The organism is Limimonas halophila (assembly GCF_900100655.1).
In the GTDB taxonomy this organism is placed as follows: Bacteria; Pseudomonadota; Alphaproteobacteria; order Kiloniellales; family Rhodovibrionaceae; genus Limimonas; species Limimonas halophila.
In genome coordinates this window covers 22835-39331 of record NZ_FNCE01000007.1, presented here as the reverse complement: position 1 = coordinate 39331, position 16497 = coordinate 22835, and the positions used below count along the sequence as shown (strand labels likewise).

The window sequence follows — 16497 nt, the reverse complement described above, 5'->3', positions numbered from 1 at the left end:
TCCCCCTTGACATCGGACGCGGGTGCGCCCGCGTCCCAGGGCGCCGTGGAAGGTGGGCCCGAGGGCCCACTTTTTTGTTATCGGGAGGTCGAAGCCGTGCGCGACGCGGACGCGGCCCGGCGCAAGACCAGCACCGGGAAGGCCGCGGAAATCGAGGCCATGCTGGAGCCCACGCTGGAATCCATGGGCTTCCGCATCGTGCGCGTGCAGCTTGCGGGCAACAAACGGGAAAAGACGCTCCAGATCATGGCCGAGCGCACCGACGGCAGCGGCATGGACGTGGATGCCTGCGCCGAGGTTTCCCGCGCGGCCGAGGCCATCCTGGACGTCGAGGACCCGATCGACACCGCCTACACGCTGGAGGTGTCGTCCCCCGGCATCGACCGCCCGTTGACGCGGCTCTCGGACTTTCACGACTGGGCGGGATTCGATGCCCGTGTGGAACTGGAGGCGCCGCGCGACGGGCGGCGCCGCTACAAGGGGCCGCTGCTCGGCATCCGCGACGGCTACGTGCGCATCCGCGCGGACGGGGTCGAGCACGAGCTGCCCTTCGACGAGATCGCGAAGGCCAAGCTGGTGCTCACCGACGAGCTGATCGACTGGACACGGGCCCGCGAGGACGGAACCGACAACTGAGGCCGGCGGTTGAGGCCGCCAGGACGACAGGAACGGATACGGCGATGGACACGGCGACGGCGTTCAAAGCGGAACTGCTGCAGGTGGCCGACGCGGTTGCCCGCGAAAAGGGCATCGAGCGCGAAGAGGTCCTGCAGGCCATGGAGACGGCGATCTCCAAGGCCGGCCGGGCCAAGTACGGCCACGAGCACGACATCCGCGCCGAGATCGAGCGGCGCTCGGGCGAGATCAAGCTGCGCCGCTACCGCCAGGTGGTGCAGGAGATCGAGGACGAGCACACCCAGATCCGGCTGGAGGAGGCGCGCGCGAAGGACTCCACGCTCAACGTGGGCGACTTCGTGATCGAGGAGCTGCCGCCCATCGACCTGGGCCGCATCGCCGCGCAGACCGCCAAGCAGGTGATCGTGCAGCAGGTGCGCGACGCCGAGCGCGCGCGCCAGTACGAGGAGTACAAGGACCGCGTCGGCGAGGTCGTCAACGGCATCGTCAAGCGCAACGAGTTCGGCAACCTGCACATCGACCTGGGCCGCGCCGAGGCCATCCTGCGCCGCGACGAGTCGATCCCGCGCGAGACCTACCGCGTGGGCGACCGCATCCGCGCCTACATCTACGACGTGCGCAAGGAGCACCGCGGCCCGCAGATCTTCCTGTCGCGCAGCCACCCGCAGCTCATGGCGAAGCTGTTCACGCAGGAAGTGCCGGAGATCTACGACGGCATCATCGAGCTCAAGTCGGTGGCGCGCGATCCGGGCAGCCGCGCCAAGATCGCGGTGCTCTCCCACGACAGCTCGATCGACCCCGTGGGCGCCTGCGTGGGCATGCGCGGCGCGCGCGTGCAGGCCGTGGTCAACGAGCTGCACGGCGAGAAGATCGACATCATCCCCTGGTCCCCGGATCCGGCGACCTTCGTGGTCAACGCGCTGGCGCCGGCGGAGGTGACCAAGGTGGTCCTGGACGAGGATCAGGGCCGCATCGAGGTGGTCGTCCCCGACGACCAGCTCTCGCTCGCCATCGGGCGGCGCGGGCAGAACGTGCGCCTGGCCTCGCAGCTCACCGGCTGGGACATCGACGTCCTCACCGAGGACGAGGAGTCGCGCCGGCGCAGCGAGGAGTTCCACCAGCGCTCCCAGATGTTCATCGACGCGCTGGACGTGGACGACGTCATCGCCCATCTCCTGGTGGCCGAGGGCTTCACGGCGGTGGACCAGATCGCCTACGTCCCCATTGAGGACCTCACCGAGATCGAGGGCTTCGACGAGGACGTCGCGGAGGAACTCCGCGACCGCGCCCGCAGCTACCTGGAAGAGCAGGATCGCCAGTTCACCGAGCAGCGCCGCGCGCTCGGCGTCAGCGACGAGGTGGCGAACCTGGACAACCTCTCCCAGGAGATGGTGCTCCGGCTCGGCCGCAACGGCATCAAGACGATGGACGACCTGGGCGATCTGGCGCGCGACGAGCTCGCCGAGATCCTGGGTGACGAAGCGCCCGGCCAGGACGAGCTGGACAACATCATCATGGCGGCGCGCGCCCACTGGTTCGAGGAGACCGGCGAGGGCGAAAGCGGCGGCACCGAGCCGGGCGAGGGCTGATCGCGCGCGCCATGACGGAGACGCGCCGGCACACGCCGGAGCGCAAATGCATCGTGACGGGCGAGGTCCGGCCCAAGGCGGAGCTGCTGCGCTTCGTGGTGGGCCCGGACGGCGCCATCGTTCCCGATCCGGGCGAGGAGCTGCCCGGTCGGGGAATCTGGTGTGTGCCGTCCCGCGATGTGCTAGAAAAGGCGCGCCAGCGGCACTTCGCCCGGGCAGCCCGGCAGGCTGTGCGCGTGCCGGACGATCTGGCGGCGCAGGTTGCGGCGCGGCTGCACAAGCGGTGCCTGGACCGGATCGGGCTGGCGATGCGCGCCGGACAGGCGCGGGCCGGATTCACCAAGGTCCGCGAGGTCCTGGAGCGCGGCGACGCGTGCGTGCTGGTGCAGGCCCGCGACGCCGCAGTCGACGGCGTGGAGCGGCTGCGCCGCCTCGGGCGGGCCGCGCGGCCGGACTTGGCTCTCGTGGGCCTGTTCGACTCGGACGACCTGGGCACCGCGCTCGGCCGCGGGCCCACGGTGCACGTGGCCGTGCTGGACGGTGGCCACGCCGATCGGCTTTTGCGGGACTGCCGCCGGCTGGTCGGCTTCGTGCCCGAGGCGGACGAGGCTTGGATGGACACGCCGACGAATCGAACGGCGGAGCGCGATGACGAGCGACGATAAGGACGATAAGAAGTCGGACGAGAACAAGGACGGCAAGCTGAAGCTCAGCGGCAAGAAGCGTGGCACGCTCGAACTCAACAAGAAGGTCGAGCAGGGCCAGGTGAAGCAGAGCTTCAGCCACGGCCGGTCCAAGCAGGTGGCCGTCGAGGTCAAGCGCAAGCGCACCTACCAGCGCGGCGAGAGCGGCCGCGGGCAGGAGACGGCGCAGCGCGAGACCGCGGAGGCCCCGGCGCGCCGCGGCGCGGATCAGTCGGTGGAGCAGACCAAGCGCGCCGCGCACGGCGAGTCGCTGGAAACCGGCACGGCCGAGACCCAGACGATCGAGCGCGACAGCTCCGGCCGCCAGCTCACCGAGAGCGAGCGCCAGGCGCGCCAGCGCGCGCTGGAAGAGGCACGGCGCCAGGAAGAGGAGCGCAAGCGCCGTCAGGCGGAGGAAGACGAGCGCCGCCGCCAGGAGGAAGCCGAGCGCCAGGCCGAGCTGGAGCGCCGCCGTCAGGCCGAGGAAGAGGCGCGCCGCCAGCTCGAGGCCGAAGAGGAGGAGCGCCGCCGCCAGAAGGAGGCCGAAGAGGCCGCCAAGGCCAAGGAACAGCCCGCCGAGGCGGAAGCTGGGGCCGAGTCCGGCGCCGGCGAAGCGGCTGCCGAGGCCGCGCCGGCCGCCGAGGAGGCTGCCCCCGCGGCCGAGGCTCCCGAGGCGAAGGAGCAGGCGCCGGCGGAGAAGGGCAAGGGCCGCGATCTGGACGAGGAGGTTCAGGAGAACCTCGGCGGCCGGATCAAGAAGCAGAAGGCGGCCCCCGCGCCCAAGCAGGCGCCCGGCAAGCGCGGTGGCGACCGCGGCCGCAAGAAGGGCCAGCTGACCATTCCCCAGGCGCTCGACAGCGAAGAGGGCGAGCGCGCCCCGTCGCTGTCCGCCACGCGCCGCCAGCGCCAGCGCCAGAAGCAGCGCCAGCGCGGCGAGGCGCATCAGCCGCCAAAGAAGGTGATTCGCGAGGTGGTTATCCCCGATTCCATCACGGTGGGCGAGCTCGCCCAGCGCATGGCCGTCCAGGCCGGCCAGGTCGTGAAGACGCTGATGAAGCTGGGCACGATGGCGACCGTCAATCAGACGATCGACGGCGAAACCGCCCAGCTCGTCGTCGAGGAGTTCGGCCACACGCCCAAGCGCGTCTCGGAAAGCGACATCGAGGAGGGCCTGGAGACGGCCCCGGACGCCGAAGCGGACATGCAGCCGCGCGCGCCGGTGGTCACCGTCATGGGCCACGTCGACCACGGCAAGACGTCCCTGCTGGACGCGCTGCGCAAGACCGACGTGGTCGCCGGCGAGGCCGGCGGCATCACACAGCACATCGGCGCCTACCAGGTCGTCATGCCGGGCGGGAACAAGGTCAGCTTCATCGACACGCCCGGCCACGCCGCGTTCTCGGAGATGCGGGCGCGCGGCGCCAACATCACCGACATCGTCATCCTGGTCGTGGCCGCCGACGACGGCATCAAGCAGCAGACGGTCGAGGCCATCAACCACGCCAAGGCGGCGGAGGTGCCGATGGTCGTGGCCATCAACAAGTGCGACAAGCCGGACGCCGATCCGGACCGCGTGCGCCAGGAGTTGCTGAACTACGGCGTCGTCACCGAAGAGATGGGCGGCGAAACGCTCGCCGTGGAGTGTTCCGCGTCCAGCGGCGAGGGGTTGGAGCAGCTCGCCGAGGCGCTGACGCTCCAGGCGGAGATCCAGGACCTCAAGGCCAACCCCGACCGCGCCGCCGAGGGCACCGTGGTCGAGGCCAAGCTTGAGAAGGGGCGCGGCCCGGTGGCGACCTTCCTGGTCCAGCGCGGCACGCTGAAGAAGGGCGACACCTTCGTCGTCGGCAACGAGTACGGCCGCGCCCGCGCGCTGGTGAACGACCGCGGCGACAACGTCGAGGCGGCGTACCCGTCCGAGCCGGTCGAGGTGCTGGGCCTGCACGGCACGCCGCAGGCGGGTGACCGCTTCGTCGTGGTGGACAGCGAGCAGCGCGCCCGCGAGATCGCCGAGCACCGCCAGGAGAAGGCGCGCGAGACGCAGTCGACCGCGCCCAGCACGGGCTCGCTGGAGCAGATGCTGGCCCGCATCAAGGAGGGTCAGGTCACCGAGGTGCCGCTGGTGGTCAAGGCCGACGTCCAGGGCTCCCTGGAGGCTGTCAACGGCGCCCTGCAAAAGCTGGGCAACGAGGAAGTGCAACCGCGCGTGCTGCACGCGGGCGTCGGCGGCATCACCGAAAGCGACATCACGCTCGCGGCCGCGTCCAACGCCCTGGTGCTGGGCTTCAACGTCCGGCCCAATGGCAAGGCGCGCCAGATGGCCAAGAGCGACGGTGTCGACATCCGCTACTTCTCGGTCATCTACAACCTCGTGGACGACGTGAAGGCCCTGCTGGAAAGCAAGCTCTCGCCGACGGCGCGCGAGAACTTCATCGGCTACGCCGACATCCGCCAGGTCTTCCAGGTGCCGCGCGTGGGCAACGTCGCCGGCTGCCGCGTGACCGAGGGCGTCGTGCGCCGCAACGCGGGCGTGCGCCTGCTGCGCGACAACGTCGTGATCTACGAGGGCACGCTGAAGACGCTCAAGCGCTTCAAGGACGACGTCAAAGAGGTGAAGGCCGGCTACGAGTGCGGCATCGCGCTGGAGAACCACCAGGACATCCGCGAGGGTGACCTGATCGAGTGCTACGAAACCCAGCAGGTCGAGCGCGAGCTGTAACGCCCGTCCCGGGCCCGATTGCCGGGTGCATCATGAGTCGACGTCAGGAAAAGGGCCCCAGCCAGCGCCAGCTGCGCGTGGGCGAGCAGATCCGGCACACGCTCGCCGACATCCTCGCCCGCAGCGAGCTGCAGGATCCGGCGCTGGCCGGGGTCTCCATCACCGTCAGCGAAGTCCGCGTCAGCCCGGACCTGAAGCTCGCCACCGCCTACGTTCTGCCCTTCGCGGCCGAGGACCAGGCGGCGGTGGTGGACGGGCTGCAACGGGCCGCGCCCCACCTGCGCCACCAGCTGGCGCGGGCGATCAACTTGCGCCACACCCCCGAACTGCGGTTCCGCGCCGACACCTCGTTCGACGAGGCCGCGCGCATCGATGCCCTGCTGCGCAGCCCGCGCGTCCAGCGCGACATCGCCGACGAGGGCGAGGCGGACGCGGACCCGGATACGTCCGATGAACACGATGACGACGAGCGATAACGCCAAGGCCACGCGGCTTAGCGGCTGGCTGGTGCTGGACAAGCCAGCCGGCCTGACCTCGACGCAGGCCCTCAACCGCGTCAAGGCGAAGCTGCGCGTGCGCAAGATGGGCCACGGCGGCACGCTCGACCCGCTCGCCAGCGGGCTCCTGCCCCTCGCCCTGGGCGAGGCGACCAAGACGGTCGGCTACATCATGGAGGGGCTGAAGAGCTACCGCTTCACCGTGCGCTGGGGCATCGCGCGCACCACGGACGACGGCGAGGGCGAGATCACCGAGGAAAGCGCGGCGCGCCCGTCGCGCGAGGCCATCGAGGCCGCGATCCCGCAATTCCTGGGCGAGATCCAGCAGACCCCGCCCACCTACTCCGCCATCAAGGTGGACGGCCGCCGCGCCTACGACATCGCGCGCGAAGGCGGCGACCCGCAGCTCGAGCCCCGCCCCGTCCATCTGGAATCGCTGGACTTGGTCTCGATCGACGATCGGGACCACGCAACCTTTGTCTGCACCTGCGGCAAGGGTTTTTATGTGCGCGCGCTCGCCCGCGACCTGGGCGAGACGCTGGGCACCCCCGCCCACCTCTCGGCGCTGCGGCGCACGCGGGTGGGCGCCTTCGACAGCGAGGAGATGATCCCGCTGGACGCGCTGGAGGCCATGGACGACCCGCAAGCCCTCCAGCACTATCTGCTTCCGGTCGAGACCGCGCTGGCCGACATCCCGGCGCTGGCCTTGACCGAGGCCGAGGCGAACCGCCTGCGCAGCGGCCAGAGCGTGTCGCTGCTCAAACGCGCCAACCTCGAGCGCCTGCGGGAGCTGGAGAACGGCGACGTGGTCTGCGCCAAGGTGCAGGGCCGCGCCGTCGCGCTCGCCCGCTTCGAGGCTGGGGCCATTCGCCCGGTCCGCATCCTGCACGTCTGACCCAAACCGAGCGAGGCACGAAAACCGATGTCGATCACAAGCGAGCGCAAGCAGGAACTCATCAACGAGTTCGGAGCCAACGAGAACGACACCGGCTCCACGGCCGTTCAGGTCGCGATCCTCACCGAGCGGATCCAGAACCTGACCGACCACATGAAGAGCCACCACAAGGATTACCACTCGCGGCGCGGGCTGCTCATGATGGTGGGCCAGCGCCGGCGGTTGCTGGACTACATGAAGCGCACGAACCGCGAGCGCTATCAGGACGTGATCAAGCGCCTGGGCCTGCGCCACTAAAGACCCGTGCGGCCGGCGCCGCCCGCGGGCACCCGGCGGGCGGCGCCCCTCACGCCGCACGATGACACGGGTGCGCCGTTTCGCGCGACTGCGGCCGGCGCGCGGGCGGCAGATCATCCCCGGCCGGGCCGACGTAAGGTGCGTTTCCCCGACCCGCGCGCCGGGGGAAACGCGCTTTTCGCGGGTCCGGCCAGCAAAACGCCCGGCCGCGGCAAGCTGAAAGGACCGAGAGACGATGTTCGACGTTCACCGCAAGGAAATCGATTGGGGCGGACGCCCGCTGGTGCTGGAAACCGGCCGGATCGCGCGCCAGGCCGACGGCGCCGTGATGGCCCGCTACGGCGACACGGTCGTGCTGTGCACCGCGGTCGGTGACAAGAGCCCCAAAGCGGGGCTCGACTTTTTTCCGCTGACGGTCAACTACCAGGAAAAGACCGCGGCGGCGGGCAAGATCCCCGGCGGCTTCATCAAGCGCGAAGGCCGGCCGACGGAAAAGGAAACCCTCACCTCCCGCCTGATCGACCGGCCCATCCGGCCGCTGTTCGCCAAGAACTTCAAGAACGAGACCCAGGTCATCTGCACCGTCCTGAGCCATGACCTGGAGAACGACCCGGACATGGTGGCGATGGTCGGCGCCTCGGCGGCGCTGACGCTGTCCGGCATGCCCTTCATGGGCCCCATCGGCGCCTGCCGCGTGGGCTACCGCAACGGGCAGTTCGAGCTGAACCCGGCGCAGTCCGACGTGCCGAGCTCCGAGCTGGACCTCGTGGTCGCGGGCACCAGCGAGGGCGTGCTGATGGTGGAGTCCGAGGCCAGCGAGCTGCCGGAATCCACGATGCTGGAGGCCGTGAACTGGGGCCACCAGCAGTACCAGAAGGTCATCGACGCCATCGTCGAGCTGGCCGAGGAGTGCGCCAACGAGCCCTGGTCCGTGCCGGAGGACCCGGCGGAAAAGGAGACGGTGCACGCCAAGCTGCGCGAGCAGTTCGGCGGCCGCCTGCGCGAGGCCTACGCCATCGCGGACAAGAAGCAGCGCCAGGTGGAGCTGTCCACCATCCGCCAGGAGGCGCTGGACGCGCTCGCCGACAACGAGATGGAGCTCTACGTCGCGCCGTCCGTGCTCAAGGACCTGGAGCGGGAGATCGTGCGCGGCAGCATCATCGAGAGCGGCAAGCGCATCGACGGCCGCTCGGTGGAATCCGTCCGCCCGATCTCCGCGGAGGTGGGCGTGCTCCCGCGCACGCACGGTTCCGGGCTGTTCACGCGCGGCGAGACGCAGGCGATGGTGACCACGACGCTCGGCACCGGCCAGGACGAGCAGATCGTCGACGCGCTGGAGGGTGAGTACCGCCAGCACTTCATGCTGCACTACAACTTCCCGCCCTACTGCGTGGGCGAGACGGGCCGCATGATGGCGCCGGGCCGCCGCGAGATCGGCCACGGCAAGTTGGCCTGGCGGGCGCTCAACCCGATCATGCCGTCGAAGGAGAGCTTCCCCTACACCGTGCGCGTGCTCTCCGAGATCACGGAGTCCAACGGCTCCTCCTCGATGGCCACGGTGTGCGGCTCCTCGCTGTCGATGATGGACGCCGGCGTGCCGCTGCCGCGTTCCTGTGCCGGCATCGCCATGGGGCTCATCAAGGAGGGCGACAACTACGCCGTCCTCTCCGACATCATGGGCGACGAGGACCACCTGGGCGACATGGACTTCAAGGTCGCCGGCACGCGGGAAGGCGTCACCTCGCTGCAGATGGACATCAAGATCACCTCGGTGACCTCCGAGATCATGCAGGTGGCCTTGAACCAGGCCCACGACGGGCGGATGCACATCCTGGGCGAGATGGAAAAGGCCATCACCGCCGCCCGCGAGGGCGTCTCCGAGCGCGCGCCGTCGATCACCGTGATTGAGGTGCCCAAGGAGAAGATCCGCGACATCATCGGCCCCGGCGGCAAGGTCGTCCGCGAGATCTGCGAAGAGACCGGCGCCAAGATCGACATCGAGGACGACGGCACGGTGAAGATCGCCGCCGTGGACAAGGCCGCCTCGGACGCCGCCATCAACCGCATCCGCGGCATCACCGCGGAGCCGGAGGCCGGCGAGGTCTATCAGGGCAAGGTCGTGAAGATCATGGACTTCGGCGCGTTCGTGAACTTCCTGGGCACGCGCGACGGCCTGGTCCACGTTTCGCAGATGGCGGACTACCGGGTGAACCACCCGCGCGATCTCGTGGCCGAGGGCGACATGGTCTACGTCAAGTGTCTCGGCTTCGACGACCGCGGCAAGGTCAAGCTGTCCATGAAGCAGGTCGACCAGGAGACCGGTCAGGAGATCGAGAAGAGCGAGTAAACCGCGCCCCACGGCTGGACTCGCATCGCGGGGCGGCCTTCGGGTCGCCCCGCTTTTTTGTGCGTGGCGCGCGGATGCCTTGACACATGCCGCAACCGCCCTCACATCCCGGTCAGCGTTGTGCAGCGCACAATATTCCGCGCCGGGCCCGACCGCCCGCGCCAGGCTCCCCCACAACCCCCGGAGACGACTCCATGAGTCAGACCAAGGGCAATCCGTTCTTTAACGGCGACGTCAGCGCGCTGTTCGATCCCCGCACCTATCTGAACGCCGTCCAGGTGCCGGGGGTGGACACTGACAAGCTCGCCGAGAGCCAGCGCAAGAACATCGACGCCGTCACCGAGATCCAGCGCACGGCGCTCGCGGGCGCGCAGCAGCTCGTCCAGCGCCAGATGGCGATGATGCGCCAGATGCCCCAGCCGCAGACGGCCGGCCCGAACGGCGGCGGCGATCTCGCCGCCCAGACGGATGCGGCCAAGACCTTCTACGAGACCACGGTGCGCAACCTGCGCGAGCTGGCCGAGGTCAACGCCAGCGTCCAGCAGAAGGCGTTCGAGGTCTTCAACACGCGCATGAGCGAGAGCTTCGACGAGCTGCGCGACAGCATGAAGGTGGCCGCGTAACCACCGGCCACAAGCCGAGGCCTTTGCCGCCCCCGCGTCATCCGGCGCGGGGGCGTTTTTTTGCGCTATCCCCCGTCCGATATTTTTCTATCCCCCACCCGCGCGCGGATGCGCGCGGTCGTAGACGCGCTTGAGGCCGGCGCTGTCGACGGCGGTGTACTGCTGCGTCGTCGACAGCGAGCCGTGGCCCAGCAGGTCCTGAATGGCGCGCAGGTCGCCGCCCTGCTGCAGCAGGTGGGTGGCGAAGGAATGGCGCAGGACGTGCGGCGTCGCCGAGGCCGAGAGTCCCAACCAGCCGCGGATCTGCTGCATGCGCTCCTGCACGCGCCGCGCCCCCAATGGCCCGCCGCGCGCGCCGCGGAACAAGACTGCGTCTTGCGGCAGGACATAAGGGCATTCGGCCAAGTAGGTCTGCACCGCCTCGCCCACGATGGGCAGCAGCGGTACCTGGCGCTGCTTGTTCCCCTTGCCGGTGACGGTGAGCGCTTCCTGTCCGGGCGCGGGGGCCTCGGCGCAGGTGAGGGCCAGCGCCTCGCCGATGCGCAGCCCGCAGCCGTAGAGCAGCAGCAGCACCGCCAGATCGCGCTTGGCGATCCAGGGCGTGCCCGCGACCTCCTGCACCGCGCGCAGCACGTCGCCGGCCTCCACCTCACTCAGCGCCTTGGGCACCTGGCGCGGGCGGCGCGGCGCCTTCATATGGTGGACGGCCGCGTTTTCCACGTAGCCCATGCGCGCCAGCCAGCGGAAGAAGCCGCGCACACTGGACACCGCGCGTGCCGTGGAGCTGCGCGTCAGCCCCGCCGTGGAGCGCGAAGCCAGCCAGGCGCGGAAATCCGCCACGGTGAGCGCGCCGAGCGCCGCGAAGTCCACCGCGCCGCCGGTGTGCCGGGCCGCGAAGCTCAGGAAGGCGTCCACATCGCGCGCATAGGCGTCGAGCGTGTTGGCCGAAGCGCGCTTTTCGTGCGCCAGCCACGCCCGCCACGCCACGAGCGCGTCGCGTACCTCCCAGGATACGGGGGCCCTGGTTCCCGGCTCTACGGTCATGCCCGTCCCGTCCGCACTGCCTGCGCCGTCCGACCTGAATGCCATTGGCGCGCGCACGGCGCAAACGGCGGTGGTTTTGGGATGGATACGCGGATCAGTTCGGTCGCGGCAGCATACCGCGCTGTCGCACGGCGATGCCAGCCTACTCGGTATAAATGCGTGACGCGAAGACGCGAAGCCGGCCGCTGTCGAAGACCGGCACCTTGCCCAAGACCGCCGCGACATTTTGCCCTTCGAGGTGTCCTGAGCCGCGGAGGTATTTGCTTCGCAACAGCACTCTCGGTCGTGAGTGACCCAATCATCCCTGTGATACGCGGGTGTCGAGCGACGGACGTTTCCAAAGATCATCTTTGGTCGTGAGTGACCCATTCATCCCGGCGAGACGCCGGTGTCGAATGACTGAAGGGATAAAACGCCCAAGCGTTCTAATGAGCGGCGGCCCAGGAGGCGCCGGTGCCGGCTTCGGCTTCGAGGGGCACGGTGAGGTCCACGGCGGGTTCGTGGGCGTGTTCCATGACGCGGCGGACGGCGGAGATCGTGGCGTCCATCTCGCCGTCGGGCACCTCGAACAGCAGCTCGTCGTGGACCTGGAGCAGCATGCGCGCGGACAGGCCGGCGTCGGCGAGTGCGGCCGGCAGGCGGATCATGGCGCGCTTGATGATGTCGGCGGCGGAGCCCTGGATGGGGGCGTTGATGGCGGCGCGCTCAGCGAAGCTGCGGCGGGCGAAGCTCTTGGACTGGATTTCGGGGATGTGGATGCGCCGGCCGAACATCGTGGTGACGTGGCCGTGCTCGCGCGCCCAGGCGCGCATGGAGTCCATGTAGGCTTTGATGTTCGGGTAGCGCTCGAAGTAGGTGTCGATGTAGCGCTTCGCGGCCTTCTGGTCGACGCCCAGGTTCTGCGACAGGCCGTAGGCCGAGATGCCGTAGATGATGCCGAAGTTGATGGCCTTGGCGGCGCGGCGCGTGGTCGCGTCCATGTCCTCCAGCTTCACGTCGAAGACCTCGGACGCGGTCTTGGCGTGAATGTCGATGTCGTCGCGGAAGGCCTGCTTCAGGCTGGGCTCGTCGGCGACGTGGGCGGCCAGGCGCAGCTCGATCTGGCTGTAGTCCACCGAGAGAAGCTGGTGCCCGTCCTCGGCGATGAAGGCCTGGCGGATCTTGCGGCCTTCCTCGGTGCGGATGGGGATGTTCTGCAGGTTGGGGTCGGTTGAGGACAGCCGCCCGGTGGACGCGACCGCCTGCTGATAGGCCGTGTGGATGCGCCCCGTTTCGGGGTTGATGTCGTCCTGCAGGGCGTCGGTGTAGGTGGATTTGAGCTTCTGGATCTGGCGCCAGTCGAGCACGCGCGCGGGCAGGTCGTGGCCCTGCGCGGCGAGGCCCTGGAGCACCTCGGCGTCGGTGGAGTAGGTACCGGACTTGCCGCGCTTGCCGCCTTCCAGGCCCAGCTCGTCGAACAGCACCTCGCCGAGCTGCTTGGGCGAGCCGACGTTGAAGGGGTGCCCGGCCAGCCGGTGGATCTCCTGCTCCAGCTCGTGCATGCGCGCGCCGAAGTCACGCGACATCTCGCTGAGCACGGCCGGGTCGACCTTGATGCCCTCGCGCTCCATGCGCGCGAGCACGTCCGAGAGGGGCCGCTCCAGCGTTTCGTAGACGGTGCACATGTGCTCGGGCACGAGGCGCGGCTTGAGCACGGCGTGCAGGCGGAAGGTGATGTCCGCGTCCTCGGCGGCGTAGTCGCGCGCTTTGTCCAGCGGCACCTTGTCGAAGGTGACCTGGTTCTTCCCGGTGCCCGCGACCTCCTTGTAGGTCGTGGTTTCCATGTTGAGGTGGTGGCGGGCCAGCTCGTCCATGCCGTGGCCGTGCAGCCCGGCTTCGAGGACGTAGGACAGCAGCATGGTGTCGTCGATCGGCGTGACCGCGACGCCGTGGTTCAGCAGCACGACGCGGTCGTACTTGATGTTCTGCCCGATCTTGAGGACGCCGGGATCCTCCAGGAGCGGCTTGAGGGCTTTGAGCGCCGCGTCGCGGTCGATCTGTTGCGGCGCGGCCTGCTCGTCGTCCAGCCGGCCCGAGGCGGTGTGGCCGACGGGGACGTAGCAGGCGCGGCCCGGCGCGGTGGCGAGGCAGATGCCCACCAGCCGGGCGCGCATGGCGTCCAGCGAGGTGGTTTCCAGGTCCACGGCGACGCGGCCGGTGCGGTCGGCTTCGGCGATCCAGGCGTCGAGGCGTGCGCGGTCCTGCACCAGCTCGTAGCTGGCCTCGGCCTCCGCGGGCGGGGTTTCCGCGTCCTCGCTGTCGAGGCCCAGGCGGTTGATGATGGAGTGGAACTCGTTCTCGGCGAGGAAGCGGCGCAGGGCCTCATTGTCGGGCTCGCGCAGGCGCAGCTCGCTCAGGTCGACGCGCAGGTCCATGTCCTCGCACAGCTGCACGAGGCGGCGGGAGATGCGCGCCTGCTCGGCGTTTTCCAGCAGGTTCTCGCGACGCTTCTTTTGCTTGATCTCGTCCGCGCGAGTGAGAAGCGTGTCCAGGTCGCCGTAGTCCTCGATCAATTGGGCGGCGATCTTCTGGCCGATGCCGGGGACGCCGGGGACATTGTCGGTGGAATCGCCCCACAGCGCCTGGACGTCGACGACCTTTTCCGGCGGCACGCCGAACTTCTTTTCCACGTCCTCGCGGCCGATGGGGCGGAAGTCCATGGGGTCCAGCATGCGCACGCCGTGGGCGAGGAGCTGCATGAGATCCTTGTCGGAGGAGACGATCGTGACCTCGGCCCCGGCGGCCTGGGCGCGGCGGGCGAGCGTGGCGATGATGTCGTCGGCCTCGTAGCCCTGCTGTTCCAGGCAGGGCAGGTTCATGGCGCGCACGGCCTCGTGGCAGATCTCGATCTGGGGTTTGAGATCCTCCGGCATGGGCGGCCGGTTGGCCTTGTAGGCCTCGTAGATGTCGTTGCGGAAGGAGCGGCCGTCGGCGTCGAAGACCACGGCCAGGGCGTCGTGGTCGCCGATCTCGCGCAGCAGCTTCAGCAGCATGTTGGTGAAGCCGTAGGCCGCGTGCGTGGGCGTGCCGTCGGCGCGCGACATCGTCGCCGGCAGCTTGTGGTAGGCGCGGAAGATGTAGCCCGCCCCGTCCACCAGATAGAGGTGGCGCACCGGCGCGTCGCCGGTGCCGCCCGCAGAGGAGGTTTCGTCGTGCTGATCCGCCATGACGGGTGGAGGATGGCTTGGGCCGCGGGTTCCATCAACCAACGCAAGCGCGTTGGATCGCATCTGTTCGAGGTTCTGAGCGGCGACGTCCAACGCCACGTTATGTCGTCGGCGATGCCTGGGTATGTTTGCTGCACGTGAAGAGGATCTTTTGGTCGTGAGTTCCCCAGTCGTCGCGATGCGACGCCGATGTCGAATGACAGATGGTTCCAAGGATCATCCTTGGTCCAAAGATCATCTTTGGTCGTGAGGGACCCATTCATGTCCGATGCGACGTTGGTGTCGAATGACAGATGGGATCAACCTGCCAACAGGTTGCCGCGGCCTGCCGGGGGGCAACAGGCCGCGGCGATCTTCCCGAAGCGGGAAGGAGGGACGGTGGCGCCGGAAGCGGGGCCGGCGCCAGCCAGTCGTCCACGGGGCGGAGGGAGGGACGGACTGGCCGATCGGGGGGATCTCCGTAGGGTCCAGACCACAAATCCGGTGTGACGCACGCACGTTGGAATTTGGGCGGAAATGTGATTTCCTCGGCGGCCCTTCCGACGGCCCGTGTGCGTTCCGGCGATGGTGCGAGGCCGCCCCAGCGAGATGAACCGGGTCGCGATCGCGGCGTGGTGCCTGTTCGACTGGGCGTCGAGCGCGTGGCCCACGGTGGTGATGTCGTTCGTGTTCGCGGCGTACGTCACGCGCGAGGTGGCGCCGAACAGCGACGTGGGCACGGCGTGGTGGGGCACCGGCACGGCCGTGGCGGGAGTGGTGATCGCGCTGGTCAGCCCGGTGGTGGGGGCGATCGCCGACCGCGCGGGGCCGCGCAAGCCGTGGGTGGCCGGGTTCCTGGTCGTGACCGTGGCGATGGCGGCGGCGCTGTTCACGATCCGGCCGGAGCCGGGGTATCTGCTTCAGGCCGTGATCCTGGCGGGGATCGGCGGCGCGGCGTTCGAGATCGGGCAGGTCTTCTACAACGCGATGCTGGCGGACGTGGCGCCGCGCCACATGCTCGGGCGCGTGTCGGGCTGGGCGTGGGCGACGGGTTACGCCGGCGGGCTGGCGTGCCTGGGCACCTGCCTGGGGCTGCTGGTGCTGCCGGCGCAGCCGCTGCTGCCGCTCGACCCCGAGACGGCCGAGCCGGTGCGGGCGACGGGGATCGTGGTGGCGGTGTGGTTCGCCGTGTTCGCGCTTCCCTTCCTGTTGCTGACGCCGGACCGGCCGGCGCGCGACCAGCCGTTCGGGCGGACCGCGCGCGAGGGCGTGGCGCAATTGCGGCGTTCGCTGGCGGACTTGCGGCGGCGCTACCGGCGGATCGCGCACTTCCTGATCGCGCGCATGATCTACACGGACGGGCTGAACACGCTGTTCGCCTTCGGCGGGGTGTACGCGGCGGGGACCTTCGACATGGGCTTTCGCGACATCCTGATGTTCGGGATCGCGATGAACGTCGCGGCGGGGATCGGGGCGTTCGGGTTCGCGTGGGTGGACGACTGGCTGGGCTCCAAGCGAACGATCGTCATTTCGCTGTTCGGGCTGATGCTGTTCGGCGGCGCGGCGCTGCTGGTGCGCACACCGACAGGGCTGTACGTGGCGGGGTGTGCGCTCGGCACCTTCGTGGGGCCGGTGCAGGCGGCCAGCCGCTCGCTGATGTCGCGCATCACGCCGGACGCCGTGCGCACGGAGATGTTCGGGCTGTACGCGATGTCGGGGAAGATCACGGCGTTCGCGGGGCCGGCCGTGGTGGGCTGGGTGACCTACCTGGCGGGCAGCCAGCGCGCTGGGATGGCGACGCTGCTGGGCTTTTTCCTGGTAGGACTGGCGCTGTTGTGGCCGCTCAAACCGGCGGTGGACATGGGCGAACCGAAGCCGGCGTGAGGCGGCTGCCACGCGCTTTGCCAACGCGTGATCAACCCCTCCCCCTCTGCCGGCGCGGCCTGTTGGCTCGCGCCGCCTTCTCCCCCTCCCCTTCACCACCG

General features: G+C 69.3%; 12 protein-coding genes. 10 read left to right on the top strand and 2 right to left on the bottom strand.

Annotation, left to right across the window (positions count from 1 at the left end; all coding sequences use genetic code 11):
* Positions 1 to 96: 96 nt before the first annotated feature.
* From rimP to BLQ43_RS09900, 9 genes are all read left to right on the top strand, one after another.
* Positions 97 to 636, top strand: a complete 540-nt coding sequence (gene rimP, locus BLQ43_RS09940; RefSeq protein WP_090020356.1) for a ribosome maturation factor RimP — start codon at positions 97 to 99, stop codon at positions 634 to 636.
* A 44-nt stretch (positions 637 to 680) separates the two neighbouring features.
* A complete protein-coding gene (nusA, locus tag BLQ43_RS09935) occupies positions 681 to 2225 on the top strand; it encodes a transcription termination factor NusA (RefSeq protein ID WP_090020354.1) in 1545 nt (514 codons plus the stop codon).
* Between the two features lie 11 nt (positions 2226 to 2236).
* Positions 2237 to 2890, top strand: a complete 654-nt coding sequence (locus BLQ43_RS09930; protein WP_090020352.1) for an RNA-binding protein — start codon at positions 2237 to 2239, stop codon at positions 2888 to 2890.
* A complete protein-coding gene (gene infB, locus BLQ43_RS09925; protein ID WP_090020350.1) occupies positions 2874 to 5624 on the top strand; it encodes a translation initiation factor IF-2 in 2751 nt (916 codons plus the stop codon). Before BLQ43_RS09930 ends, infB begins: the two co-directional genes overlap by 17 nt.
* Before the next feature lie 32 nt (positions 5625 to 5656).
* Positions 5657 to 6100 (top strand): 30S ribosome-binding factor RbfA, encoded by a 444-nt coding sequence (rbfA, locus tag BLQ43_RS09920; RefSeq protein ID WP_090020348.1) that lies wholly within the window; start codon positions 5657 to 5659, stop codon positions 6098 to 6100.
* A complete protein-coding gene (truB, locus tag BLQ43_RS09915; RefSeq protein ID WP_090020347.1) occupies positions 6084 to 7016 on the top strand; it encodes a tRNA pseudouridine(55) synthase TruB in 933 nt (310 codons plus the stop codon). Before rbfA ends, truB begins: the two co-directional genes overlap by 17 nt.
* Positions 7017 to 7043: 27 nt before the next feature.
* Positions 7044 to 7313 (top strand): 30S ribosomal protein S15, encoded by a 270-nt coding sequence (rpsO, locus tag BLQ43_RS09910; RefSeq protein WP_090020345.1) that lies wholly within the window; start codon positions 7044 to 7046, stop codon positions 7311 to 7313.
* A 235-nt stretch (positions 7314 to 7548) separates the two neighbouring features.
* Positions 7549 to 9660 carry a polyribonucleotide nucleotidyltransferase gene (pnp, locus tag BLQ43_RS09905; protein WP_090020343.1) on the top strand — a complete coding sequence of 704 codons (2112 nt, stop codon included), beginning with the start codon at positions 7549 to 7551 and terminating at the stop codon, positions 9658 to 9660.
* 194 nt (positions 9661 to 9854) lie between these two features.
* A complete protein-coding gene (locus BLQ43_RS09900; RefSeq protein WP_176758624.1) occupies positions 9855 to 10283 on the top strand; it encodes a phasin family protein in 429 nt (142 codons plus the stop codon).
* An 87-nt stretch (positions 10284 to 10370) separates the two neighbouring features.
* Here BLQ43_RS09900 and BLQ43_RS09895 read toward each other — a convergent pair whose 3' ends face one another.
* Together BLQ43_RS09895 and polA are read right to left on the bottom strand one after the other, a co-directional pair.
* The gene (locus tag BLQ43_RS09895; protein ID WP_090020339.1) at positions 10371 to 11327 is read right to left on the bottom strand and encodes a tyrosine recombinase XerC; all 957 of its coding nucleotides are present in this window, start codon (positions 11325 to 11327) and stop codon (positions 10371 to 10373) included.
* 425 nt (positions 11328 to 11752) lie between these two features.
* On the bottom strand, positions 11753 to 14533 hold the full coding sequence (polA, locus tag BLQ43_RS09890) for a DNA polymerase I (RefSeq protein WP_090020337.1): 2781 nt from the start codon (positions 14531 to 14533) through the stop codon (positions 11753 to 11755).
* A gap of 564 nt (positions 14534 to 15097) precedes the next feature.
* Here polA and BLQ43_RS09885 point away from each other — a divergent pair.
* Entirely contained in the window at positions 15098 to 16396 is a 1299-nt protein-coding gene (locus BLQ43_RS09885) for an MFS transporter (RefSeq protein ID WP_090020335.1), read from the top strand.
* The last annotated feature ends 101 nt before the right edge of the window (positions 16397 to 16497 follow it).

Excerpts from the sequence above, each read along its gene's own strand:
- nusA (WP_090020354.1), top strand. The coding sequence starts at position 681 with ATGGACACGGCGACGGCGTTCAAAGCGGAACTGCTGCAGGTGGCCGAC.
- BLQ43_RS09930 (WP_090020352.1), top strand. The coding sequence starts at position 2,237 with ATGACGGAGACGCGCCGGCACACGCCGGAGCGCAAATGCATCGTGACG.
- infB (WP_090020350.1), top strand. The coding sequence starts at position 2,874 with ATGACGAGCGACGATAAGGACGATAAGAAGTCGGACGAGAACAAGGAC.
- rbfA (WP_090020348.1), top strand. The coding sequence starts at position 5,657 with ATGAGTCGACGTCAGGAAAAGGGCCCCAGCCAGCGCCAGCTGCGCGTG.
- truB (WP_090020347.1), top strand. The coding sequence starts at position 6,084 with ATGACGACGAGCGATAACGCCAAGGCCACGCGGCTTAGCGGCTGGCTG.
- rpsO (WP_090020345.1), top strand. The coding sequence starts at position 7,044 with ATGTCGATCACAAGCGAGCGCAAGCAGGAACTCATCAACGAGTTCGGA.
- pnp (WP_090020343.1), top strand. The coding sequence starts at position 7,549 with ATGTTCGACGTTCACCGCAAGGAAATCGATTGGGGCGGACGCCCGCTG.
- BLQ43_RS09900 (WP_176758624.1), top strand. The coding sequence starts at position 9,855 with ATGAGTCAGACCAAGGGCAATCCGTTCTTTAACGGCGACGTCAGCGCG.
- BLQ43_RS09895 (WP_090020339.1), bottom strand. The coding sequence starts at position 11,327 with ATGACCGTAGAGCCGGGAACCAGGGCCCCCGTATCCTGGGAGGTACGC.
- polA (WP_090020337.1), bottom strand. The coding sequence starts at position 14,533 with ATGGCGGATCAGCACGACGAAACCTCCTCTGCGGGCGGCACCGGCGAC.
- BLQ43_RS09885 (WP_090020335.1), top strand. The coding sequence starts at position 15,098 with ATGGTGCGAGGCCGCCCCAGCGAGATGAACCGGGTCGCGATCGCGGCG.